This is a genomic window from Erwinia sp. AK-PDG3-5 (assembly GCF_056821705.1).
The window spans coordinates 1,317,776-1,342,344 of the sequence record NZ_CM165967.1 but is presented as its reverse complement, the minus strand read 5'-3'; the positions used below and the strand labels follow the sequence as shown (position 1 = coordinate 1,342,344).

The following is a 24,569-nucleotide window of genomic DNA, read 5'->3' as shown; positions in this document are numbered from 1 at the left end:
TAAGGTGAGAATATGGAATGGCTGAAAGAGTATTGGTGGCTGTTGGTGATTGTGCTGATGGTAGGCGTGCTGATGAATGTCTATAAAGATTTGAAGCGCATCGATCCGAAAAAATATATGGCGAACAAACCGGATTTGCCACCGCATCGGGATTTTAACGACAAGTGGGATGACGACGACGACCTGCCGAAAAAGAAATAAGTCGCAGGGGCTTCGGCCCCTGCTTCACCCTTCCCGTTCCACCCGCTCACTTTCCTGAATTACGATAATGCTTTGATTGCCTCTGTCACGCTCTGCCAGCGTTGGCTGGCTGCGGCATCCAGGCTCAACAATGCTCTTTCCGTTTCCTGCCGCCAGCCGGCCAGCAATGCCTTACGGCCAGACAGGCCAAAGTACTGATTGAGTTCCGCTGCCGACTTCTCCCCCACCATCGCCCCATTAAGCAGAGGCAGATCGCTTGGGCACTGGCTGACCAGCCGCCCCAGCGCGCCAAAGCTGGCTTCAAACGGACGGTGGCCCCAGGCAAAGCCTGCCAGCTCGCGCCAGTCCTCTTCATTCAGATTTGGGTCGTCCGCCTCAGCCACTGGCAGGTCGATATCCGGGATCAGTCGTTGCAACCAGGGCCAGTCGCGCTGAAGCCGTTTTTCGCCGCTGGCGTGCAGCTGTTGTGCCTGTTCACTTAATGGCAGGATCGCCATCGCCGTATAGCAGCCGCTGCTGGCTTCACGCTGACTGCCCAGCCGCATCAATTTAAAGCCGCAGGATTGCCAGAAGGCCCAAAGTTCCGCCGTATAACCAAAGCTGACCGACAAATAATCCAGCCCGTCGGCATCTTCCCTGCTCCGCTCCACCATTTGACGGCCGATACCCTGACGCCGCCGTTCAGGTGCAATGGCAATCCGACTGATACGCCTGGAACGAAGCTGCGCGGCTTCGGGCCAGCCGCCGTGGGCGGCGAGTGACTGCGCCACCAGATTTCCCCGTGGACGGCGGAAGCCGGCCCAGACCGCTTCGGACAAAGCGGCTGTCAAACCACCTTCATCAACCAGCAGCATCGCACCCTGCACGGTGTCGCCCTGCGATGCCAGGCTGAAATGCATGCCTGGCGCATCCATCATTCGCCGTAAATCCAGTGGAGAAGTGCGATAGTGGGCACTCGCCAGCAGCTGATACATGGCCGACAATTGTTCCGGCTGAGTCAGCCACGCTGATTGCTCAGGAAACGAAAACTGCAGCGGCAATGTGCTTTGTTCTGGCTCCGCTTCCGCAATCAGTAACGCCTGATTAATAAAGCGCTCGAGGGGGTCACTGGCTGACCAGCGCAGCGGCTGATCCAGTTTACGCAGCGTCACCTGCGGCAGGCTGGCGCAGAATTTCAGCATAAAGCCGCGACCGGTACCTTCGTACCCCAGCAAGGTGGAGGTCAGCAACACGCGGGGATACAGCTGCACCAGCTGCCGCAGGATCGGTGCCGGGATGGCTGCGGCTTCGTCCACCAGCAGCCAGTCGATCGGCTGCGGCCGCTGTTCAGGGCGGAGTGCCAGCAGCCGGTCCGGCGCGATAAACTCAAAAGCCTCACCGGCAAATTCGGCCAGCACATCGGTGGCCACTTTGGCCGGTGCGGTTATCAGACAACGTCCTGGCCAGCGTGACGCCAGCAGGCCGGCCAGCGCAGATTTTCCTCTGCCGCGCGGGGCGATAATCACAGAGATACCGGGCTCGCTGGCCAGCAACGCATCAAGCACCGCCTGCTGCTGTGACGTATCATCAGGCTGCCAGGCTGGCGATGTGGGGAGAGACGGTAAGGTGAATGGCTGATGCTGCTGGAGCAGCGCAATGCTGTCATCCTGCTCAACCATCTGCTGAAAACGGCGGATGAAGTTAAAGGAAGGAATGGCCGAAGCCTGCTCGCTCCAGCGCAATGAATCGGTGTCGGGTAAGGCGGCCCAACGCGACCAGTCTGGCACCAGCAGCAGCAGCCAGCTGCCCACTTTAAGCGTGCCGGCGAGTGCCGCCAGCGCCTCGGCATGAAAACCACTGCGGGCATCAAACACCGCGTGCAGAAATTCGCGTCCCAGTAGAGTTCTTGCCGCCGCCGGCGCGCAGTTCAGCGGACTGTGGGGTGCATCGCCCAGCCACATCCAGTCGCCTGGCAACCAGGCCATCCACTGCTCAGCCTGATGCTGGCACCAGCTATCGTCACCGCTGATCACCAGCATTTGCCGCAGCCCGTACTGCCTGATATGTTCGCTATGGCGAAGTGTGTCGTTAACCCCGGCCATGATCAGCGACTAAAGGTGTCGCACTGGCCTGGATTACCGCTCTCAAACCCTTTTTTAAACCAGCTGTAACGCTGCTCTGACGTCCCGTGGGTGAAACTGTCGGGTACCACCCGGCCCTGACCGCGCTGTTGCAGACGATCGTCACCGATCGCTTCAGCGGCGTTGAGCGCTTCCTGTAAATCACCGGGTTCAAGGATGTTTTGCTTTTGCATGTAGTAACCCCACACGCCGGCAAAGCAGTCCGCCTGTAACTCCATTTTCACCGAAAGCTGATTAGCCTGAGTCTGGCTTGCACCCTGCTGCATCTGGCGGACTTTTTGCTCAATGCCCAACAATCTTTGTACGTGGTGGCCCACTTCATGAGCAATAACATATCCCTGGGCGAAATCGCCGTCCGCCCCCAGCTTGTTTTTCATCTCATCGTAAAACGACAGGTCAATGTAAACCGTGGTATCAGCCGGGCAGTAAAAAGGCCCCATCACTGACTGACCGGTACCACAACCTGTGCGGGTGGCCCCGCGATACATCACCAGTTTTGGTGGCGTATAGGTTTTACCCATTTTCTGAAAAAGCTGCTGCCAGGTATCTTCCGTGGTGGCAAGGATCACTGAGGTAAATTTGGCCGCTTCATCCTGCTGCGGCTTGATGCTGCTCTGGCGTTGCGGGGCTGGCTGAGAAACGCTGCTGCTTTCACCGGTCAGCAACGGGCTAAGGTCATAGCCATAGTAGCTGGCGATCACCACCACAATCAGCAGAATGATGCCGCCTTTGCCCCGGGGAATGCGCATTCTTCCCGCCCCCATTGATGGCGACGAACCAGAATCATCACGGCGATCGTCCACATTGTCGCTCTCGCGGCGCCCTTGCCAACGCATACCTTACCTCTCGTTATATCCATTTCACGGCTGTTAGATTGATTTTAGACGTGTGTCTCAGGTAACACCAGCTAACCGGGCATAACCTGCGATTTGAGTTAATCAGACGGGGAGAATACGGGCAATGCCAGGGAAATGAAAGGCTGCGGTATGAGCGCCGCAGCCACAAATCTTAGTCGAGCTTCACACCCAGACGGGTGGCGACTTCTTCATAGGCTTCAATCAGGCCGCCCAGACTCTGACGGTAACGGTCTTTGTCCATTTTGTTCAGGGTGTCTTTATCCCACAGGCGCGCGCCGTCCGGCGAGAACTCATCGCCCAGCACCACTTCACCTTTAAACAGGCCAAACTCCAGCTTGAAGTCCACCAGTATCAGGCCAGCATCGGAAAACAGCTTGCTCAGTACTTCGTTCGCTTTGTAGGTCAGCTCACGCATACGGGCCAGATTCTCTTTGTTCACCCAACCAAAGGTTTCGCAGTAGGATTCGTTAACCATCGGATCGTGCTTCGCATCATCCTTCAGGAACAGGTCAAACAGCGGTGGATTGAGGATCATTCCCTCTTCCACGCCCAGACGCTTCACCAGCGAGCCAGCGGCACGGTTACGCATCACGCACTCCACCGGGACCATATCCAGCTTTTTGACCAGCGCTTCGTTATCAGACAGCAGCGCTTCCATCTGCGTTGGGATACCGGCTTCCTGCAGTTTAGTCATGATGAAATGGTTAAACTTATTGTTAATCATTCCTTTGCGATCAAACTGTTCGATACGTTCACCGTCCAGTGCTGACGTATCGTTGCGGAATTCGAGTACCAACAGATCCGGGTTTTCGGTGCTGTAAACGGTTTTCGCTTTGCCGCGATACAACTCAGCTTGCTTTTGCATCTTCTTAAACTCCAAAAATAGAACGGGAAAAATTGTGCTGTGGCTAGTTTATTCTCTGTGGCGAAAAAATCGAAGCAATCGTTTACGTACAGAGGAATAAAAAAGGCCGGAGAAATCCGGCCTTAGGGTTTACTTGCTAAAGGCGGCGTTAAATACGGCAACCAGCGCGTCGTTTTGCGACTGAGTCAACGTATGGCCTTTAGGATCGAGGAACTGCAGGCTGCTGCGGTTATCCAGATCGCCGACCTGCAGCTTATAATCGCCGTTGGTCAGACCCGGGTCTTTCGCGCCCAGCGCGTCCCACTCATCACTGCCCAGCGTTTTGTAAGTCACGTTCAGGCTGCCCTGTGAACGGTTAGTATCCGTGACTTTCCAGCCTGCGCGTTGCAGGGCTGCTGGCAGACGTTCCCACACGGTGTTGAACGGTGCGCGAACAATCAGATCCGGCAAGCCGGTATCGTCTGCGCCGCTCTGCACATCAATCTGCGCAGAACTGCGTTTGGCCGCCGCGTTTTCACGTGAGGTTTCATTTTTATCCAGACCGCTGCTCAGTTCGTTCAGCATCTGCGCGGTGTAGCGCTGCAACTGGACCGGTGAGTTCACGCCTTTGCCTTCCTGCTGCAGTTCCAGCAGTTTGACCGACAATGCCTGCTGATAACCCTGCTGCTGCACGCTGATCTGGTAGCGGCCACGATACTGATGATCTTCATCAGCACGGTTCCATTGCACCCAATCGGTGGTCAGCGTCTGGGTGGCATCAGTCCGGCTGGCAATCGGGTAATTCTTCGCCTGCACTACATCGACAACCTGCGGCCACAGTGAACCGGTACGCGCGCTGTCCAGTAACAGGACGCCAGAATTACCGGCAAACTGGGTACGGGTGCCGTTCATTAACGCCAGAGGCTGAGCCGGTGGACGGATGTCCAGCTGCTTGCCCACTGCGCCAGTGCTGCTGGCGGAAGGAATGTCGAAATCGCCATTCTGCAACGGCATCACCATCCCTGCTGGTGCGTGCAGATCGCTTACATCAGCCGCTTTCAGATAAGATTCATCGCCGCTGACCTGACGCTTGTAACGCTGGTCGCTGGAACATGCTGCCAGCAGCATCACCAAAGAAAGCCCCACCACTTTTGCTACCGTGGACTTTTGTACTGAATAAGCCATTAAAACTCCCTAAATTTACAGCAGACCTGCGCTTTTCAGTGCCTGCTCAACAACCGGACGACCGGCATCAGTCATCGGCGTCATCGGCAGACGCAGCGTGTCGGTTGCAATTAATCCTAACTGCTTAGCAGCCCATTTAACCGGGACAGGATTAGGCTCAATGAATAGCTTCTGATGCAGATGCATCAGGCGCTGATTAAGGCGTCGCGCTTCGGCAAAGTTGCCCTGGCTGGCCAGTTTGCACAATTCTGCCATTTCACGCGCGGCAATGTTTGCCGTCACAGAGATTACGCCCTGTCCGCCAAGCTGCATGAAGTCGAGGGAAGTTGCATCGTCGCCACTTACCAGGATGAAATCTTCATCAACCAGCTCTTGGATCTGACTAACCCGCGATAAGTTCCCGGTAGCCTCTTTGATTCCGATAATATTTTTTATTTTCGCCAGGCGACCCACCGTTTCTGGCAGCATATCGCAACCCGTACGTGACGGGACGTTATACAGCATTTGCGGCAGATCGGTGCTTTCAGCAATGGCTTTGAAGTGCTGATACAGCCCTTCCTGAGTGGGACGGTTGTAGTATGGCGTCACGGTCAGGCAGCCGACCACACCGCTTTTTTCAAAGCGCCTGGTGAGGGCAATCCCTTCAGCGGTGGCGTTAGCGCCGGTTCCGGCGATCACCGGAATGCGGCCGTCGGCCAGTTCCAGCGTCATCATCACCACGTCACCATGTTCGTCATGGCTTAATGTAGCGGATTCACCGGTAGTCCCTACTGAGACAATTGCCGCGGTTCCGCTGGCAACATGATAATCAATCAGTTTTTTCAAACTCGCACGGCAGACAAACCCTTTGTCATCCATCGGCGTGACGAGTGCAACAATACTTCCCGTGAACATTAGCCATCCCCTCCACAAACAAGTCCTTCATGGTACGGTTTACGGCACTCTAAAAGCAAGCAGACAAGCCCCCCAGGCCACTTGGCATAGGGTATTTTTTATGTTTACCTTAGCGTTATCACAATTGCTAATCATCATGACGGACAGGAAGCATCATTTTGCCGCAGTCACAGCAACATCATCTGGTTATCACCGCACTGGGGGTTGACCGCCCGGGGATCGTTAACACCATCACCCGCCACGTCAGCAGCTGCGGTTGCAACATTGAAGATAGCCGTCTGGCCATGCTCGGTGAGGAATTCAGCTTTATCATGCTGCTTTCCGGCAGTTGGAACGCGATTACGCTGATTGAATCCACCCTGCCGCTAAAAGGCGCAGAGCTGGAACTGCTGATCGTGATGAAGCGCACCACCTTCCGCGAACGGCCGCCGATGCCCGCCACGGTCTGGGTTCAGGTGGAAGTAAAGGATTCACCGCATATTATTGAGCGCTTCACCGATCTGTTTGATTCCCATCAGATGAACATCGCCGAGCTGGTGTCGCGCACGCAGCCCGCGCAAGAAAATCAGCCGCCTTTACTCTATATTCAAATTACCGCTCACAGCCCCGCCAGCCAGGATGCCTCATTTATTGAGCAGGCATTCAACAGGCTATGTACAGAACTGCAGGCGCAAGGCACTATTAACGTCGTCCAGTACCCACAGCATGATGAAAAAATGGAGAGTAGTGATGAATCCACTGAAAGCCGGTGATACCGCACCGAAATTTAGCTTGCCCGATCAGGATGGCGAACAAGTAAATTTGACCGACTTCCAGGGACAGCGCGTTCTGGTGTATTTCTACCCGAAAGCGATGACGCCAGGTTGCACCGTTCAGGCTTGCGGTCTGCGTGACAGCATGGATGAGCTGAAAAAAGCCGGTGTTGATGTGTTAGGTATCAGCACCGATAAGCCAGAGAAACTGTCGCGATTTGTTGAGAAAGAGCTGCTGAACTTTACGCTGCTTTCCGATGAAGACCATCAGGTCTGCGAGCAGTTTGGCATCTGGGGTGAGAAGACGTTTATGGGCAAAACCTATGACGGCATCCACCGTATCAGCTTCCTGATTGGCACCGATGGCAAGGTGGAGCATGTGTTTGATGACTTCAAAACCGCCACTCACCACGACATTGTGATGGACTACCTGAAGAGCGCCTGATCCCAGGCGCAACATAAAAAAGGCAGAAGAGAGTGCCCCTTAATCTTCGCTTTATCGCCGAAGATTAAGGCACAGTACCGTTTCTGCCCTTTTCTTATCCCGCTATGTGCGTTTTTTCGGCTCGACGTTCAGCTCATCAGGCCAGGCATGCACCACCGCTTTGATTAGCGTGGCCAGCGGAATGGCGAAGAACACCCCCCAGAATCCCCACAGCCCGCCAAATATCACCACCGACAGAATGATCACCAGCGGATGCAGATTGACCGCTTCTGAGAACAGCACCGGCACCAGAATATTGCCGTCCAGCCCCTGAATAATCAGATAGACGATAATCATCGTCCAGAAGTCACCGCCGAGGCCCCATTGTGCCAGGCCCACGCCGATGACCGGAATGGTCACCGCCAGCGCGCCGACGTACGGGATCAGCACCGAGAAGCCAACCAGCACCGCCAGCAGCAGCGCATAGTTCATGCCGATGGCGAGGAAGCCAATCCAGGTGGCGATACCGACCACCACCATCTCCAGCACTTTGCCGCGAATGTAGTTGGAGACCTGCTGGTTCATCTCTGCCCACACCTGACCGGCCAGGCCACGGTTGCGCGGCAGAACGCGGCTGATGGCCGCCAGCATCTGATCTTTGTCCTTCAGCAGGAAGAACACCATCAGCGGCACCAGCACCAGATAAATCGCCAGGGTCATAATGCCCACCAGCGAAGCCAGCGAGTATTTCACCAGCTGGTCGCCCATGCCGCTCAGGCGGCTGCGCAGATTCTCCACCACGATATCGACGATGCCCACGTCCATCAGCGTTGGGAAGCGCTCCGGTAAGCGGGTGGCATAGTGATACAGGCCGTTAAGCATGGTCGGCAGTTCATGCGCCAGGTTAATCCCCTGTTGCCAGGCAACGGGCGCGACCACCAGCAATAACACCATTAATAAAGACGCAAAGATAATCAGGATGATGGCGGTCGCCCAGGTACGGGAACAGCCCAGGCGTTCCAGACGCACCGTCGGCCACTCCAGCAGATACGCCACCACTAACGCCACCAGCAGCGGGGCCAGCAGGCCGTTAAAGAAAAACAGAATACAGAAGGCAGCGATCAGGATGGCCAGCAAGGCGATAGCCTGTGGATCGCTGAAGCGGCGGCGATACCACTGAATTAAGAGGTCCAGCATGGGAAACGTCCTTGCGTACTAAGGGGGGAAACAGTCTACCTGAAGGGTGAGGCTCTGTCGCGTGGCTGTCCGGCGTGGCGGGGTGCCAGGCCGGACGGGTGAAGATTAGCCGCTGTGACGTTGCGGGTGCAACGCAAGCTGCGGTTCTGGCTGGCTGGCGACGACCCGGTTACGTCCGGCATTTTTTGCCTGATAAAGCGCATCATCGGCCTGTTTGAATACCCGCTCCATCGAGATTTCATCCGGTGACCAGAACGCCACGCCAATCGAAATCGAAATATGCCCAACGGTCGGTAATTCCAGCTGCTCAATCTTTCTTCGGACGCGCTCGGCAATCGCCATCGCCACATCACGTTCGGCGCCAGGCATGATCATCAGGAACTCTTCCCCGCCGTTTCGACAAACAACGTCAGTCTGGCGGGAGCTGTTACCCAGCTGATCGGCGACACTTTTGATCACGCTGTCGCCCACGTCATGACCCCAGGTATCATTCACCCGCTTAAAGTGATCGATATCCACCGCCAGCACGGCAAATGGCTGACGGGTCGCGAGGAAATATTCCAGCACCGCGTTCAGGCCGCGGCGGTTAAGCAGTTCGGTCATCGGATCGGTCTGCACTTCAAACTTCAGCCGACCAATTTTATCCTGCAATAAGCCGATCCCGGCCAGCATCGCGCGTTTGATTTGCGACGATTCATAATACCAGGAGCGGATGCCGTTAATCTCTTTCGACACGCCTGGCGCGTCCATCTGGCTGGCCTTACGGGCCAGTTGCCACAGCGGTAACGCAATCAGGCGGGCAAGGATCCAGGCACAAATCAGGGTCAGCAATGCAAAAGGCACCGAGTGCTGCAGTACCTTCATTAACAGGCTGTTTAGCGGTTCAAGCGTGGTCTGCGTCGGTTTAAGGGCGACGATGGTCCAGCCCGGCGTGGACACCGTGGCATAACCTGCCAGCATCGGTTCGCCGCTGGCTTTCGGGATCTGCTGGTAGCCGTTGCTGTTCTTCTCCCGGACATCATCCGCGATCAGCGGGGCGATTTTCTGCCCAATCAGCCTGGCGTTCTGGTGGTAAAGCACCCGGTTGTCGCCATCAACCACATACAGCGACGAACCATCGCGGTAGAACTGTTCGCCGAGCAATTCATTCAGAATGCTTTTTTTCTTCAGATAAATGGTGCCACCGACAAAGCCCAGATAGCTGCCGGTTTTTGACCAGATTGGATATGAGACAAACACCATCAGGTTGTTGGCCGCCGAAATGCTCGGTTTGCCAATCAGCGGTTTCCGCTCAGTCAGTGCCTGCGTGGTGCTGCTGGTGGTCAGATGCATGCCTTTCAGCATCAGAGACTCGGGCGAAATCGCTTTCACCCAGCCATTGGCGTCGACAATCACCACCGAGTTAAAGCTGTTGGTCTGTTTGCGCAGGCGATCGACCTCGCTTTGCAACGCCGCATCGTTATCCATACCGTCGCCCAGCACTTTGGCACTAAACGCCAGCTGTGACTGCGCCAGCTGAAAGAACATTTCAGTGGTGGAGGCCAGTTTCGTGGCGTAAACGCGGTTGGATTCGAGCGTATTATTGATCAGCACTTCACGCTGTACTCGCCAGGTGGCATACAGTGAGTTGGCCAGTGTAATCACGATGCTGGCCACGGCTAATAATGTAATAAGCGTGCGCAAGTCCGTCTTGGGGCGACTAAGCCTCAGCATGGACTCACCTCGGTGAGACATTTCATAATGTAGCGCCTTATTATTTTATGTGCGCGTTTGATAAGTGCGTGTTATGCCCTGGTTAAGCACACGCCAATTGTACACCTCTCGTTCGTTTTGGGAATATTCTGACGCCCTTTATACCAATAATAATTTGGTTTAATCGATAAGCCCGTTGGCATCATAGAAGGGATAAGGGCCATCAAATTGCCCGACGACGCACTGATGGGTAACCACCCCCTGCTCGGGCGTCCAGCGATGCAGTAAATAACCGGCGGGCTCCAGGCAGAAGTTGGCCGGGCCGTCGGTTTGCAAATCAAACGCCACCTGATGGGATACGCCTGGCGCGCTGCACGCCAGCGTACCGGCAAACCTGACCTGCATACTGCGATGAAGATGCCCGCACAGCACCCTTTCCACCTGCGGATGGCCCTCGATCACCGCAGCTAACGGCTGGGGATTACGCAGCCGCTGGCGGTCCATATGGTCAATCCCGCTAATAAACGGCGGATGGTGCAGCATCACTATTGTCGGCCGCAGCGGTTGTTCCTTTAGCCTGTCAGCCAGCCAGCTCAGACGTTCTTCGCAGAGTTCCCCTTGCGGTTGCTGCGGCACGGTGGAATCCAGTGCCAGCAGGCGTAACGGCCCGCATTCGCCTTCCCATTGAATGAATTCGTGGTGCTGAAAAAGATGCGTTTGTTCGGCAAAGATTTTTCGCATCATCTGACGATCGTCGTGATTGCCCGCCATTAGCCAGTACGGCAACTCAAGGCTGGTCAACGCTTCTTTCAGCGTCAGATACTCTTCTTCGTGGCCAAAGTCGACCAGATCGCCGGTAATCACCACCGCATCAGGTCGTGGCAACAGCGCATTCAGTCGGACAATCACCTGGCGTAATGCGCCAAGGGTATCCACTTTGCGGTAGGACAATTTGCCCTGGGCTTTAATGTGTAAATCACTGATCTGGGCCAGTAGCACGGCTTGCTGAGTCAAAATAAAGATCCCTTAGTCCCGAATTAAAAATGCATCACCCGTTCGTCGGTAATGATCAATCCCACCCTCTGACCGGTCTGCCAGACTTCACGGGCAGAACGTTCGACCTGAATCGGTTTTTCGCTGCCGATATCAATCAGCAAGCGCTGGCTGGCACCGAGAAACAGTTGTTCGACGATACGGCCATGACGCAGACCGGCATCCGGCTGACCGAGCTGAATATCTTCAGGCCGGCAGAAACGGGCCGGCGTGCCGTATCCGGCTGGCTGAATGCAGTTGATGGCACCGACAAAATCAGCGACAAACCGGGTGGCAGGCTGCTGATAAATGGCGCGCGGCGTGTCAATCTGCGCGATACGTCCACGCTCAAGCACCGCAATCCGGTCACCCAACGCCATCGCTTCCTGCTGATCGTGCGTGACATAGACCGCGGTCATCGACAGCTTTCTCAGCAGATGGCCGATATCCTCGCGCAGACGTTCACGCAGCTTTACGTCAAGCGCCGCCAGCGGCTCATCAAACAACAGGACTTTAGGCCGGGCTGCCAGCGCGCGCGCCAGCGACACGCGCTGCTTTTGGCCACCGGAAAGCGCCTGCACCGGGCGATGGGCAAAGGGCAACAGATCGACCATCGCCAGCATCTCGTCCACCCTTTCCTGCCGTTCCGCTTTGGCAATACCCTGAATACGCAGGCCGTAGCCGACGTTATCCGCAACGTTTAAATTGGGGAACAGCGCATAGTTCTGGAATACCATGCCGACATTGCGCTTCTCAATCGGCAAGCGGGTGACGTTACGTTCGCCAAACCAGACTTCACCACCATCGTCTGGCGTTTCCAGGCCGCTGATGATGCGCAGCGTGGTGGTTTTCCCGCAGCCAGACGGTCCCAGCAGCACCAGCGTTTCGCCAGCCACAATGTCGAGATCCAACGGGTGCAATGCCACTGAACCGCCGGCAAAAGTGCGTGAACAGTGACGTAAATGAATACTCAGGGAGTCTGCCATCAAACGGTTTCCTTAACGGGTAACGCTCGCGCATCTGCCCGGCGCTGAGCAAACTGGGTGACCCAGCTCAGTGCCAGCAACAGCGGCAAAATAATCGCGAGGAAAATCAGGGTATAGGCCGAGCCCACTTCAAGACGCATGGAGGCATAGCTGTCCGACAGCCCCACAGGCAGCGTTTTCGTCAGCGGCGTGTGCAGCATCCATGTGATATTGAATTCACCTATCGACAGCGTCAGCACCATAAACGCCCCGGCAAGAATGCCGTTACGGCAGTTCGGTACGATGACGGTAAAGAACCGACGCCAGAAACCGGCGCCCAGGCTGGCTGCCGCTTCTTCCAGCTGCAGCAACTGGCTGGTGCGCATCACCGACAGGACCGGACGCACCATAAAGGGCAGGGTGAACAGCACATGGCCGATCAAAATAAACAGCCAGCTGCTGCGTAAACCGTGGAAGCCGCCATAGATGACAATCAGGCCGAGCGCCGTGGCCAGCCCGGGTAATGCCACCGGCAGCAACAGACACTCTTCAATGCGGCTGGCCCAACGTGATGGGGTTTTCAGTAATCCCCATGCGGCTGGCACGCCTAATACCAACACGCAACCGAGGCAGCTGACGGCGATCAGTAGCGACAGCCAGATCGTGCCGGCGTACAGCTCCCAAACCTGGGCAACCCAGCGCAGCGTCAGCCCGCTTTTCAGCCCGATAAAATAGTTCTCCGTCACCCCTGCCAGCAGCGAAAGGACGATGGGTACCACCATAAACAGACACAGGCTGAGCGTGAAAATCAGCTGTAGCCAGAAAAGTCCGGAGCGTTTCATTACGCCATCTCCTTATGTTCACCGGCCAGCCAGCGCGCCAGAATCAACGCCAGCCAGGCGACACCGCCCATCGCCACGGACAATGCGGCCGCCGTGGCAAAATTGGCGTAATTGGTGAACTCACCGTAAATCGTCAGCGGCAAAACCTTCAGGTCGGTGCCTAGAGTAAACGCGGTGCCAAAAGCGCCCATACTGGTGGCAAAGCAGATGGCCCCGCTGGAAAACAGTGCCGGCGAGATCCCCGGCACGATCACATCCCGCACCACTCGCCACTGGCTGGCACCAAGGGATCGCGCTGCCTCCTCCAGCGACGGATCGAGTTTTTCGCAGGCGGCGACCAGCGTCATCACCACGCGAGGGATGGAGAAATAGAGATAGCCCACGAACAGCCCGGCCAGCGAATAGGCAAACATCCAGCGTTCGCCGAACAACGTCAGGCTAATTTGCGCAATCAGCCCCTGGCGTCCCGCCAACATCACCACCAGAAAGCCCACCACCACGCCTGGAAAAGCCAGCGGGAAAGTTAACACCGCCAGCAACAGCGAGCGCCCGGCAAAACGGTGACGCGCCAGAAAACAGCCGACGATGGCACAGATCGCTACCGCCAACAGGGAAACCAACAGCGACAGCAGCACCGTCACCCCGAGGCTGCGCAGGTATTGCGGCTGCGTCAGAATGGTCCAGTACGCATTCACCCCGGTGCTGTTATCGGGTTTAGTGCCCATCATGATCAAGGTGGCGAAAGGCAGCAGCCAGAACGCAGCAAAAAACAACAGGGCAGGAACCAGCATCCACTGCACCTTAATTCGGTGGAGAAATGGCGCGGCGCGCGCCCCGACATGGGGACGCGAACCGCTGCTGACTAATGGCGCAGACATTACTGGATCTCACTCAGATAACGTGCGGAAAAGGCTTTTTGCGCGTCAGCCATCTGCTGATAATCGACGGTTTTGGCGCGGGCATAATCACTGTCAGGCAGGAAGCGTTTCTTCGCCTCTGCCGACATCGCTTCCGGCCGGACCGGGCGCAGATAAGCATTGGCCCAAATCGCCTGCCCTTTGTCGGACAGCACATAATCAATCACCTTTTTGCCGTTATCCGCGTGTGGCGCGTTTTTTACCAGGCTGATGACGTACGGCACGGTAACGGTCCCCTCTTGCGGGATCACAAAGGCAACGTTGGCATGGTCGGTGTATTTCGCGCGATAGGCATTGAAGTCATAATCCAGCAGGATTGGGATTTCACCGGACAGCAGACGCGCATAGGCGGTTTGCTTCGGCACAATCGGCTTATTGGCTGACAGTTTTTTAAAATACGCGAGGCCAGGTCCGAAGTCCTGCAGGGTGCCGCCCATCGCCAGGTTCGCGGCGACCGCGCCCACATAACCGACGAACGCGCTGGAAGGGTCGAGGAAGCCAATCATGCCTTTATATTCTGGCTTCAACAGGTCATTCCAGGATTGCGGCACCGGTAAGCCGCCTAAGGCATCGACATTGACCATAAAGCCCATGGTGCCAGAGTGCAGCGCGACCCACTTTCCGTCCGGATCCTTCATGCCCGCCGGGATCGCATTCCATCCGGCGGGTTTATACGCCTCCACCACGCCCGACTTTGCCGCCTGAATACCAAAGGTGACGCCCAGATAGGCCACATCGGCCACCGGACTGGCTTTTTCCGCCACCATCTGTGCCAGCGCCTGACCGGAGTTTTTATTGTCCTGCGGCACGTTAATGCCGGTATCGGTGGCAATCGCTTTTAACTGCGTGCCCCAGTCAGCCCATTCTGGCGGGCAGTTATAACAAATGGCATCGGCAGCTGACGCCAGCTGGCTGACCATTGCACTCCCCGCCAGCAGCGCGGCGACGGCAATCTTGCTGAACTGTTTACGCTGTAACATAAGTTTTCCCGGATGTTGGTGTAATAAAAAAGGTTAAGGCAAAGGCAGTACTGGCGGCGGTGCGATGCTTTCAGCCAACCGCAGTTGCACCGGTAGCGGCGCAACAGGATCCGGACGCTGACCGGCAATTAATGCCAGCAGATGCGCAATCGCCTGCGTTCCCATGTTCTGTAAAGGTTGCACCACGGAACTGAGCGAGGGATAAACCAGCCGCCCGAGATCGATTCCGTCGAAGCCAATAATTGAAATTTGCTGCGGCACGCGATAGCCCGCACGAAGCAGCTCGCCCATCACGCTTATGGCCAGCAGATCGTTAGTGCAGAGCAGCGCGGTCATCGCCAGCTCACCCCGTAACGCGGGTTGCAGCGCCCGCAGGTCTGAACGGGTATGGCTAGGCATTTCCAGCACCGCCGCGGGCGTCAGACCGGCGGTGTTCATCGCATCGCAGTAGCCCTGATAACGCTGAAGCGCACGGTCAGATTGCAGGATTGGCCCGGCAATCATGCCGATGTGGCGATGCCCGAGACCAAGCAGATGCTCGGTGGCCTGACGCACAGCCTGACGGTTATCAACACACACCGACGGCAGCGTGATTTTTTGCGGCGCGTTATGGACCAGCACCACCGGCACATCTTCCCGCTGGAGGTTGGCAAGAACGTGGCTGCTGTCGGCATCGGCGACGGTCAACACCAGCCCATCAACACGCTGGCGCAGCATATTCTCCACGATGTCCGCTTCGCGCTGCGGCTGATAATCACTGGTGGCAATCAGCAGCCCGTAGCCTTTTTGCTGAGCAGCCACTTCCATCGCCTGCAGCTGTTCAGCAAAAACGGGGTTACTTAACGAAGGCAACAACACCCCCAGCGTGCGAGAAGATTGGGTGCGGAGCTGGCGGGCAATAAGATTTGGCCGGAAGCCAAGCGCGTCTGATGCAGCAAACACTTTCAGCCGGGTCTCTTCACGCACCAGCTCAGGCGAAGAGAAAGCCCGTGCTGCCGTAGCGCGTGAAACGCCCGCCAGTTTTGCTACCCGCAATAAATCCGTCATTCGCTCACCTTTTCACCATGAGATCGATCTCATGGCAGGCAAGTTAACAACGATTTATGACAGAAAAATGATCGCAGAATGGGCCGGGTAGCGGCTCAGGGATGGTGTTCAACGAAAGGCGGCAGAAGCCTGAGTGCGGATGGGCGGGCCAGCGGCCCGCGTTATCGCAGGGAAGGCAGAATTACATCGCGAGGAAGGCGTAGCCCTGGTTTTCCAGGGTTGAAACCGTGGTCGGGCTGGACAGCGCATGGGTAACGGATTTATCGATCCAGTCATGCTGGAAATGGTGGAAGGCGACAGACTGATCGCAGACCGAGACATCCACCCCTTTGGCCCGCAGCTGGCTGATGAGCTTCAGGTTAGGATTATCCATACCAAACATTTTTTTATACTGTTCGTTGTTTAACATCGCCGGGGTGCCGTCACCGGTGACAGAAACGACGAATTTCAGCTGGTCGACCGGTACGCCAGAAGCGACATACAGATTCACTACCCGGGCAACGCGCTCCAGGCCGAGATTAGGATCGTTGGGGCCATTTTCCGCTTTGGTGATCTGGAAAACGATTTTATTACTCTCACCCACAGCCGGTTTATACGCCACGTCTGATTCGTAATGTATTTTGCCGTAACCCTCGATGGTTGGTGTGGACCAGAAACCTGCGGGATCGGCAGCCGGGGTGCCAAAACGGGCACTGATTTTATCGGCAATATCGGGGGCCTTTGAAAAACTGGCGCCGACAAAACCGGCTACAACAGCAATGACTAAATAGGATACGACAGGACGCATAGGATGCTCTCCGCAACAGGGCAACGAGTCAGATGGCTCACGGATAAAAAGGCTGTAGAGTGTCGCCACCTTCGGCGATAACAGGATCTATACCATAGCTTTGACGAATTGCTTGCGGCTGAAAAAAGCATAAGAGCGCAATTAGTTTATCGGTGAAATCATTGATAATATGCAATATGCAAAAAAACTTTAAGGTTACGAATTACAACAGGTTACATAAAGATCCAGTCGTTAATCATCGCTTAAAATAGAGACAAAATTTTATACCCATGGCTAGCATAGATAATTAAAATTTAACTTAAGTTATTAATGGCACTGTTAATTAAAAATTAAATTAATAATTGGTACGATCTCATTTTGAGACTCAGCCATAATTAAGCAATTATGTTAATAACCCCGTCGTTCCCTCCCCTCTCCTGACCCGGTATTTTTAGGACTAAACCTAATCAAATACCGTGCCACCTTCAGAATATTTGAATAAATTTACCTAACTTTAAGGAATAGACCTTCGCGCTTCGCCAACAGGTAAAATTTATGTGTAATCGGGGACGCCGTAAAAGCAGAAATATCAGGTATTGCCAGGACTTTTCAGATCAAATTGCCTTACGCCGCAAATCCAGGGTCGCCGATGAGATAGTCAATTTTTTACGGCAATAATGGCCGTTTTGCAGAAAATCATTCAGTAACCGTCTGTTGCAACCGTTTCCTTCCGACTGACTTGTGATTAAGATACCCTGCGAAAAGTGCAACGATTGCCCTCGGCTGCCAGAACATTTGGTCAGTCTGTCGGTCGTAAGAAGACGTCATCAGAATGGGATTCCGCATGATCAGTAGATTGAAGAAGTGTGCTCTGGCCTCACTCATCTTTTCTCTTTCGGCCGCTTCACTGCCGTTGAAGGCGGACATCAGCGACAATCTGCCCGACATTGGCACCACGGCAGGCAATACGCTTTCCATTGGCCAGGAAATGCAGATGGGCGACTTCTATGTGCGCCAGCTGCGTGGCAGCGCGCCGTTGATCAACGATCCGCTGTTAAACGACTACATCAATCAGTTAGGTCAACGGCTGGTCGCTCACGCCTGGTCGGTAAAAACACCGTTCCACTTCTTCCTTATCCGTAATGATGAAATTAACGCCTTCGCCTTCTTTGGCGGCAATGTGGTGCTGCACTCTGCCCTCTTTCGCTATACCGACAATGAAAGTCAGCTGGCCTCGGTGATGGCGCACGAAATCTCGCACGTCACCCAACGACACCTGGCGCGCGCAATGGAAGAGCAGCAACGCAATGCCCCGCTGACCTGGGTGGGTGCGCTGGGCTCGATCCTGTTGGCCATGGCCAGCCCGCAGGCGGGGATGGCAGCGTTAAGCGGTACGCTGGCGGGCGCGCAGCAAGGGGTGATCAGCTTTACCCAGCAAAACGAGCAGGAAGCCGATCGCATTGGCATTCAGGTGTTGCAGCGCTCAGGCTTTGATCCGGAAGCAATGCCGAACTTCCTGCAAAAGCTGGCCGATCAGTCACGCTTCTCCTCCAAGCCGCCGGAGATCCTGTTAACGCACCCGTTACCGGATAGCCGCCTGTCGGATGCCCGTAACCGCGCCAACCAGATGAAGCCGGTGGTGGTGCAGTCGTCGCAGGACTATTACATGGCGAAAGTCCGCGCGCTGGGCATGTATTCCACCGGACAAAACCAGCTGACCGATGACCTGCTGGATACGCTGAATAAAGGCAACACGCGGGAGCAGGCGGCGGGACTGTACGGAAAAGCCGTGCAGTTTTTACAGGCCAAAAGCTTCGCCAATGCCAAAAAAATCATTGCGCCGTTACTGGCAAAGCAGCCAGACAACGTCTGGTATCTGGATATTATGAGCGATATCGATATCGGGCTTAATCAGCCGCAGCAGGCAATCTCCATGCTGCTGGCCGCGAAAGGCGTCAGTGCCAGCGCGGTTGTTCAGCTCAATCTGGCGAATGCCTATGTCGAAGCGAAGCAGCCGGCCGAAGCCAGCAAGATTCTCAATCGCTATACCTGGGCGCACAAAGACGATCCGAACGGCTGGGATTTACTGGCGCAGGCCAGTGCCGATCAGGGATTAACCGACGAAGAGCAAGCGGCCAGAGCGGAGAGTTTGGCGCTGAACGGCCAGCTCGATCAGGCGATCAGAAGTCTGAGCAGTGCCAGTGCCTCGGTGCCGTTGGGTAGCCTGAAGCAGGCAAGATATGATGCGAGAATCGATCAGCTGCGTCAGTTACAACAGCGGTTCAAGCCTTATATGCGATCGTAATCCAGGGTGGGCTGAAGCAGTGGCCCGTTTGCCGAACTACAGACCGAGCGCTTCTTTCACAAAAGGAATGGTCAGCTTACGCTGGGCACTGATTGAAGCGCGGTCCAGCTTATCCAGCGTTTCAAACAGCGTGCGCATCTCACGATCCAGCCTTTTCAGCAGAAAACGGCCCACGTCTTCCGGTAGCTCAAAACCTCGCAGTCTGGCCCGCAGCTGCAGCGCCTGTAACTTATCCTCATCGGATAACGGCTGCAGGCGATAAATCTGTCCCCAGTCGAGGCGTGAAGCCAAATCGGCTAACTTGAGGTTTAACTGGCGGGGAGGACGATCGGCGGTGATCAGTAAGCGGGTGCGGCCGGTTTCCAGAATACGGTTATAGAGATCGAAGATCGCCATTTCCCAGGGTTCATCTCCGGCAATGCATTCAATATTGTCGATGCAAATCAGCGGCAGCTGCTCCATGCCATCCAGCACTTCCGGCACAAACCAGGTGCGCTTATCCAGCGGCACATAGCCGACGGCCTCGCCACGGGCGGAGAGCTCGGCGCAGGCGGCATGCAGCAAATGGCTGCGACCTCCCCCTTCACGCGACCAGAAATAAAAATAGCTGCCGTGCTCCTGTTGCAGCGCACTTTGCAGCGCGGCAATCAGCGACGGGTTTTCCCCCGGCCAGAAGCTGGCGAAGGTTTCGTCATCGGGCAAATACAAGGGCAAAGACAGCTGTGCCGGTGTGTTCAGAAGCACCTCAGTGTTGATCGGGCAAAATCCGGCTGGAGTTTATCACAACTTTCTTCTGTTAATAAACGCAGGCCGGATTGCCGTCGCTTACAGGCGATCGCGATCCTGCGGATCGAGCACCACTTCTTCAGGGCGGATCAGGCCGATCGCCTTGAAGATCAGGCTCAGCATAATGCCGATGATGGTGGCCAGCGCCATGCCTTTCAGCTCCGCTGCACCGATATGCACCGTTGCGCCGCTCACGCCGATAATCAGGATCACCGAGGTCAGGATCAGGTTCTGCGCCTTGTTGTAGTCGACCTTCGACTCAATCAGCACGCGAATACCGGAAGCGCCAATCACGCCGTATAACAGCAGTGATACGCCGCCCATCACCGGCACCGGAACCGCCTGGATCACCGCGGCCAGTTTGCCGACGCAGGACAGCAGGATTGCCAGAATGGCCGCGCCGCCAATCACCCAGGTGCTGTAGACGCGGGTAATGGCCATTACGCCAATGTTTTCACCGTAGGTGGTGTTGGGCGTGGATCCAAAGAAGCCGGAGATGACCGTGGAAATGCCGTTGGCAAACATCGAGCGATGCAGACCCGGATCTTTCAACAGGTCCTTTTTCACGATGTTGGCGGTGACCACCAGATGACCGACATGCTCGGCAATCACTACCAGCGCGGCCGGCAGGATGGTTAACATCGCGTACCATTCGAAACGCGGCGTATAGAAGGTGGGCAGCGCAAACCAGTGCGCGGCTTCTACCGAAGACCAGTCGACAATGCCCATCGCCGAGGAGAGCGCGTAACCGGCAATCACCCCAATCAGGATCGGGATAATCGCCAGAAAGCCGCGGAACAGCACCGAGCCAAACACCGTCACGCCCAGCGTTACCATCGAGATGATAATGGTTTTGCTGTCAACGGAAGCGCCGTCAGCGGGCAGCAGTCCGGCCATTTTCGCCGCTACGCCCGCCAGTTCCAGCCCGATAACCGCCACAATCGCGCCCATTGCCGCCGGCGGGAACATCACGTCCAGCCAGCCGGTGCCGGCTTTTTTGACAATCAACGCCACCAGGCAGAACAGCACGCCGCAGAGAATAAAGCCGCCGAGCGCCACTTCATACCCCAGCGGCAACAGCAGTAACACCGGAGAAATAAAGGCAAAGCTTGAACCGAGGTAAGCCGGGATTTTGCCCTTACAGATAAACAAATAGAGCAAGGTGCCGACGCCGTTAAACAGCAATACCGTGGCCGGATTGATATGGAACAGGATCGGCACCAGCACGGTGGCGCCAAACATCGCAAACAGGTGCTGGAAGCTGAGTGGGATGGTTTGCAGCAGCGGTGGCCGCTCGCTGACGCCAATTGCACGACGTGTCATAATATTACCCCTTGTTTTACCCATTAAAAAGCCGACTCTGCGGTCGGCTTGTCTCGTTGATGACGGCTTATTTGGTGCCGAAGATCTTATCGCCTGCGTCACCGAGGCCCGGAATGATATACCCTTTCTCATTCAGACCCTGATCGATAGACGCGGTGTACAGCTCAACATCCGGGTGCGCTTTTTCCAGCGCGGCAATGCCTTCCGGTGCGGCGACCAGCACCAGCACTTTAATGCTGGTACAACCGGCTTTTTTCAGCAGGTCGATGGTGGCAATCATCGATCCCCCGGTAGCCAGCATTGGATCCACCACTAGCGCCATGCGCTCTTCAATATTGGAAACCAGCTTCTGGAAATACGGGACCGGCTCCAGCGTCTCTTCATCGCGGTAAACACCGACAACGCTGATGCGCGCGCTTGGCACGTGCTCCAGCACGCCTTCCATCATCCCCAGTCCCGCACGCAGGATCGGCACAACGGTGATCTTCTTACCTTTGATTTGTTCGATTTCAACCGGACCATTCCAGCCTTCAATGGTCACCGTTTCGGTGGCTAAATCAGAGGTGGCTTCGTAAGTCAGCAGACTTCCCACTTCTGAGGCGAGTTCACGAAAACGTTTGGTGCTTACGTCATGCTCACGCATCAGACCCAGTTTATGTTTGACCAGCGGGTGTTTGACTTCCACGATCTTCATTGTTGTACTCCCGGAGTGTTAAGCTGCAAAAAAAAATCGCGAGATTATAGCCCCATTTACGCTCCACGCCATATGACTTAGTGCAACTTTTGATTAAACCGCCCCTACCCGTCAATAATTAGCTAAAATCCAGTTATCCGCAACGCGTCTGAAGATGGCACTCGCAAACGTTTGCCTGCGCTGTTAGAATTGCCGCGCTTTATTTTCCATACCACCAACCGCAAACCGCGTGGGGATTTCGCAGTGACCGATAAGACCTCTCTCAGCTATAAAGACGCCGGCGTAGATATCGACGCGGGTAATGCTTTAGTCGATCGTATCAAAGGCGTAGTGAAAAAGACTCGTCGCCCGGAAGTGATGGGTGGACTGGGCGGTTTCGGTGCCCTTTGTGCGCTGCCGCAAAAATACCGCGAGCCGATTCTGGTTTCCGGCACTGACGGCGTCGGCACCAAGCTGCGTCTGGCGATGGACCTTAAACGCCACGATACTATCGGTATCGATCTGGTCGCGATGTGCGTGAATGATTTGGTGGTTCAGGGCGCCGAGCCGCTGTTCTTCCTCGATTACTATGCCACGGGCAAACTGGAAGTCGACACCGCAGCCAGCGTGATCACCGGCATTGCTGAAGGCTGCTCGCAGTCTGGCTGTGCGCTGGTCGGCGGCGAAACCGCAGAAATGCCGGGCATGTACCACGGCGAAGACTACGACGTGGCAGGCTTCTGCGTTGGCGTGGTCGAAAAATCAGAAATCATCGATGGCAGCAAAGTTCAGGACGGTGACGTACTGATTGCCCTCGGCTCCAGCGGCCCGCACTCCAATGGCTACTCGCTGGTACGTAAAATTCTGGAAGTCAGCAACACCAATCCGGAAACGACGCAGCTGGAAGGCAAGTCGCTGGCCGATCATTTGCTGGAACCTACCCGCATCTATGTGAAGAACATCCTCAGCCTGATAGAACAGGTTGATGTTCACGCGATTGCTCACCTGACCGGTGGCGGCTTCTGGGAAAATATCCCCCGCGTGCTGCCAGACAACACCCAGGCGGTGATTGAAGAGTCAAGCTGGCAGTGGCCGGCCGTCTTCGGCTGGATGCAGGAAGCGGGCAACGTCAGCCGCTTTGAGATGTACCGCACCTTTAACTGCGGCGTGGGCATGTTAATCGCCCTCAGCGCAGACGAAGCTGATAAAGCGGTGCAGCTGATGACTGACGCGGGTGAAAAAGCCTGGAAAATCGGCGTAATCAAAGCGTCCGATTCTGAAGAGCGTGTGGTCATTAACGCATGAAACGGCTAGTCGTGCTGGTTTCCGGCCAGGGAAGCAATCTTCAGGCAATCCTGGATGCCTGCCAGCAAGGCCAGATCCACGGCAGCGTCGCTGCCGTGTTCAGCAACAAGTCGGACGCGTACGGTCTGACCCGCGCGCGTGAAGCCGGTGTTCCGGCCCATGCGCTCGCCGCTTCCCAGTTTGCTGACCGTGAAGCGTTCGATCGCCAGCTGATGCTGGAAATCGACGCTTATGCCCCCGATTTAGTGGTGCTGGCCGGTTACATGCGGATCCTCAGCCCGGCCTTCGTCCAGCACTATGCCGGACGCATGCTGAACATCCACCCTTCCCTGTTGCCGAAATACCCGGGTCTGCACACTCACCGCCAGGCGATTGAAAATGGCGATGAGGAGCACGGCACCTCGGTGCATTTCGTTACCGAGCAGTTGGACGGCGGCCCGGTGATCCTTCAGGCGAAGGTGCCGGTGTTTGCAGAAGACAGCGAAGAGGATGTGAACGCCCGCGTTCAGCATCAGGAGCACGCTATTTATCCGCTGGTGGTTAGCTGGTTTGTCGATGGCAGACTGGCGATGCATGATGATGCGGCGTGGCTGGACGGTGAAAAGCTGCCTGAAGAAGGGCATGCTGGCGACTAGGTTGTCGTAGCGCATATCAAGGGGGAGATCGTCGATCTCCCCTTTTTTATTAACCGTAGCGGCCGGTGATGTAATCTTCCGTGCGACGCTGGCGCGGCGTGGTAAACAGTTCGTCAGTCTCGCCAAACTCCACCACGCTCCCCTGATGCATAAACGCGGTGTAATCTGACACCCTCGCGGCCTGCTGCATATTGTGCGTTACCAGAATCAGCGTGAAGTGCTGCTTCAGGCTGCTCATCAGCTCCTCAATCACCAGCGTCGAAATCGGATCCAGCGCCGAGGTCGGTTCATCCAGCAGCAAAATTTCCGGCTCAATCGCAATGGCACGGGCGATCACCAGTCGTTGCTGCTGACCGCTGGACAGCGTCAGCGCATTCTGCCACAGGTTATCCTTCACTTCGCCCCACAGCGCCGCCGCCCGCAACGCCCGCTCAACCGCTTCATCCAGCACCCGACGATCGCGTACGCCCTGCAGGCGCAGGCCATAAACGATGTTTTCATAGATGGTTTTCGGAAACGGGTTGGGCCGCTGGAATACCATGCCAACGCGCCGACGTAGCGAGGATAAGTCCTGACTTCCGCCGAGGATCGACTGCTGATTCAGGCGAATATCGCCCTCGGTGCGGCAGCCATCAATCAGTTCGTTCATCCGGTTAAGGCTGCGTAACAGCGTCGATTTCCCGCACCCGGAAGGGCCAATCAGCGCGGTGATGCGATTTTTAGGGATCCGCAGGTTGATCTCATTCAGCGCCTGCTTTTCGCCATACCACAGCGACAGGTTCTCCAGCTCAAGCGTGCTTTCCAGCAAATCGGACTTCACCATTTTT

24 protein-coding genes are annotated in these 24,569 nt (G+C 55.8%); 6 read left to right on the top strand and 18 right to left on the bottom strand.

Annotated elements, in window-relative coordinates; genetic code table 11:
- Positions 1–12: 12 nt before the first annotated feature.
- Positions 13–201, top strand: coding sequence for a YpfN family protein (locus AC1UKS_RS06115; protein ID WP_013203349.1), 189 nt, complete (start codon positions 13–15; stop codon positions 199–201).
- Positions 202–260: 59 nt separating this feature from the next.
- On the opposite strand, the gene AC1UKS_RS06110 is transcribed toward AC1UKS_RS06115, so the two are convergent.
- From AC1UKS_RS06110 to dapA, 5 genes are all read right to left on the bottom strand, one after another.
- Complete coding sequence (locus tag AC1UKS_RS06110; RefSeq protein ID WP_482436111.1) at positions 261–2,282, bottom strand: tRNA(Met) cytidine acetyltransferase TmcA; 2,022 nt, start codon at positions 2,280–2,282, stop codon at positions 261–263.
- 2 nt (positions 2,283–2,284) lie between these two features.
- Positions 2,285–3,157 carry a KPN_02809 family neutral zinc metallopeptidase gene (ypfJ, locus tag AC1UKS_RS06105; protein WP_265911237.1) on the bottom strand — a complete coding sequence of 291 codons (873 nt, stop codon included), beginning with the start codon at positions 3,155–3,157 and terminating at the stop codon, positions 2,285–2,287.
- A gap of 172 nt (positions 3,158–3,329) precedes the next feature.
- On the bottom strand, positions 3,330–4,043 hold the full coding sequence (gene purC / locus AC1UKS_RS06100) for a phosphoribosylaminoimidazolesuccinocarboxamide synthase (RefSeq protein WP_013203352.1): 714 nt from the start codon (positions 4,041–4,043) through the stop codon (positions 3,330–3,332).
- 129 nt (positions 4,044–4,172) lie between these two features.
- Complete coding sequence (gene bamC / locus AC1UKS_RS06095) at positions 4,173–5,207, bottom strand: outer membrane protein assembly factor BamC (RefSeq protein ID WP_206403756.1); 1,035 nt, start codon at positions 5,205–5,207, stop codon at positions 4,173–4,175.
- Between the two features lie 15 nt (positions 5,208–5,222).
- On the bottom strand, positions 5,223–6,101 hold the full coding sequence (gene dapA / locus AC1UKS_RS06090; RefSeq protein ID WP_053144511.1) for a 4-hydroxy-tetrahydrodipicolinate synthase: 879 nt from the start codon (positions 6,099–6,101) through the stop codon (positions 5,223–5,225).
- 158 nt (positions 6,102–6,259) lie between these two features.
- Here dapA and AC1UKS_RS06085 point away from each other — a divergent pair, with 158 nt between their 5' ends.
- Together AC1UKS_RS06085 and bcp are read left to right on the top strand one after the other, a co-directional pair.
- Entirely contained in the window at positions 6,260–6,853 is a 594-nt protein-coding gene (locus tag AC1UKS_RS06085) for a glycine cleavage system transcriptional repressor (RefSeq protein WP_013203355.1), read from the top strand.
- Positions 6,831–7,298, top strand: a complete 468-nt coding sequence (gene bcp, locus AC1UKS_RS06080; RefSeq protein WP_013203356.1) for a thioredoxin-dependent thiol peroxidase — start codon at positions 6,831–6,833, stop codon at positions 7,296–7,298. Before AC1UKS_RS06085 ends, bcp begins: the two co-directional genes overlap by 23 nt.
- Before the next feature lie 102 nt (positions 7,299–7,400).
- On the opposite strand, the gene AC1UKS_RS06075 is transcribed toward bcp, so the two are convergent.
- The 9 genes from AC1UKS_RS06075 to AC1UKS_RS06035 all read right to left on the bottom strand — a co-directional run bounded on the left by AC1UKS_RS06075 (position 7,401) and on the right by AC1UKS_RS06035 (position 16,736).
- Positions 7,401–8,474, bottom strand: a complete 1,074-nt coding sequence (locus AC1UKS_RS06075) for an AI-2E family transporter (protein WP_482436110.1) — start codon at positions 8,472–8,474, stop codon at positions 7,401–7,403.
- A gap of 105 nt (positions 8,475–8,579) precedes the next feature.
- Positions 8,580–10,187 carry a sensor domain-containing diguanylate cyclase gene (locus AC1UKS_RS06070; RefSeq protein ID WP_482436109.1) on the bottom strand — a complete coding sequence of 536 codons (1,608 nt, stop codon included), beginning with the start codon at positions 10,185–10,187 and terminating at the stop codon, positions 8,580–8,582.
- 159 nt (positions 10,188–10,346) lie between these two features.
- Positions 10,347–11,180 carry a phosphodiesterase gene (locus AC1UKS_RS06065; protein WP_265911240.1) on the bottom strand — a complete coding sequence of 278 codons (834 nt, stop codon included), beginning with the start codon at positions 11,178–11,180 and terminating at the stop codon, positions 10,347–10,349.
- Between the two features lie 23 nt (positions 11,181–11,203).
- On the bottom strand, positions 11,204–12,184 hold the full coding sequence (locus tag AC1UKS_RS06060; RefSeq protein WP_265911241.1) for an ABC transporter ATP-binding protein: 981 nt from the start codon (positions 12,182–12,184) through the stop codon (positions 11,204–11,206).
- Complete coding sequence (locus AC1UKS_RS06055; protein WP_482436108.1) at positions 12,184–13,005, bottom strand: ABC transporter permease; 822 nt, start codon at positions 13,003–13,005, stop codon at positions 12,184–12,186. Before AC1UKS_RS06055 ends, AC1UKS_RS06060 begins: the two co-directional genes overlap by 1 nt.
- The gene (locus AC1UKS_RS06050) at positions 13,005–13,883 is read right to left on the bottom strand and encodes an ABC transporter permease (protein WP_482436107.1); all 879 of its coding nucleotides are present in this window, start codon (positions 13,881–13,883) and stop codon (positions 13,005–13,007) included. Before AC1UKS_RS06050 ends, AC1UKS_RS06055 begins: the two co-directional genes overlap by 1 nt.
- Positions 13,883–14,902, bottom strand: coding sequence for an ABC transporter substrate-binding protein (locus tag AC1UKS_RS06045; protein ID WP_265911244.1), 1,020 nt, complete (start codon positions 14,900–14,902; stop codon positions 13,883–13,885). The genes AC1UKS_RS06050 and AC1UKS_RS06045 overlap by 1 nt, the downstream gene beginning before the upstream one ends.
- A gap of 33 nt (positions 14,903–14,935) precedes the next feature.
- Entirely contained in the window at positions 14,936–15,949 is a 1,014-nt protein-coding gene (locus tag AC1UKS_RS06040) for a LacI family DNA-binding transcriptional regulator (protein WP_482436106.1), read from the bottom strand.
- Between the two features lie 181 nt (positions 15,950–16,130).
- Positions 16,131–16,736: a DsrE family protein gene (locus AC1UKS_RS06035; RefSeq protein WP_013203365.1), complete on the bottom strand. Its 606-nt coding sequence runs from the start codon at positions 16,734–16,736 to the stop codon at positions 16,131–16,133.
- Positions 16,737–17,559: 823 nt separating this feature from the next.
- Here AC1UKS_RS06035 and bepA point away from each other — a divergent pair.
- The gene (gene bepA / locus AC1UKS_RS06030) at positions 17,560–19,020 is read left to right on the top strand and encodes a beta-barrel assembly-enhancing protease (protein WP_265911247.1); all 1,461 of its coding nucleotides are present in this window, start codon (positions 17,560–17,562) and stop codon (positions 19,018–19,020) included.
- Positions 19,021–19,056: 36 nt separating this feature from the next.
- Here the strand turns inward: bepA and hda are convergent, their stop codons facing one another.
- The 3 genes from hda to upp form a co-directional block, all read right to left on the bottom strand.
- Positions 19,057–19,758 (bottom strand): DnaA inactivator Hda, encoded by a 702-nt coding sequence (gene hda, locus AC1UKS_RS06025; RefSeq protein WP_219845779.1) that lies wholly within the window; start codon positions 19,756–19,758, stop codon positions 19,057–19,059.
- Positions 19,759–19,845: 87 nt separating this feature from the next.
- The gene (gene uraA / locus AC1UKS_RS06020; protein ID WP_482436105.1) at positions 19,846–21,129 is read right to left on the bottom strand and encodes a uracil permease; all 1,284 of its coding nucleotides are present in this window, start codon (positions 21,127–21,129) and stop codon (positions 19,846–19,848) included.
- Positions 21,130–21,196: 67 nt separating this feature from the next.
- Positions 21,197–21,823, bottom strand: coding sequence for a uracil phosphoribosyltransferase (upp, locus tag AC1UKS_RS06015; RefSeq protein ID WP_013203369.1), 627 nt, complete (start codon positions 21,821–21,823; stop codon positions 21,197–21,199).
- Between the two features lie 243 nt (positions 21,824–22,066).
- Here upp and purM point away from each other — a divergent pair, with 243 nt between their 5' ends.
- Positions 22,067–23,107, top strand: a complete 1,041-nt coding sequence (gene purM / locus AC1UKS_RS06010; RefSeq protein WP_041692384.1) for a phosphoribosylformylglycinamidine cyclo-ligase — start codon at positions 22,067–22,069, stop codon at positions 23,105–23,107.
- A complete protein-coding gene (gene purN / locus AC1UKS_RS06005) occupies positions 23,104–23,742 on the top strand; it encodes a phosphoribosylglycinamide formyltransferase (RefSeq protein WP_482436104.1) in 639 nt (212 codons plus the stop codon). Before purM ends, purN begins: the two co-directional genes overlap by 4 nt.
- 49 nt (positions 23,743–23,791) lie before the next feature.
- On the opposite strand, the gene pstB is transcribed toward purN, so the two are convergent.
- Positions 23,792–24,565, bottom strand: a complete 774-nt coding sequence (gene pstB, locus AC1UKS_RS06000; RefSeq protein ID WP_482436103.1) for a phosphate ABC transporter ATP-binding protein PstB — start codon at positions 24,563–24,565, stop codon at positions 23,792–23,794.
- Between the last annotated feature and the right edge of the window lie 4 nt (positions 24,566–24,569).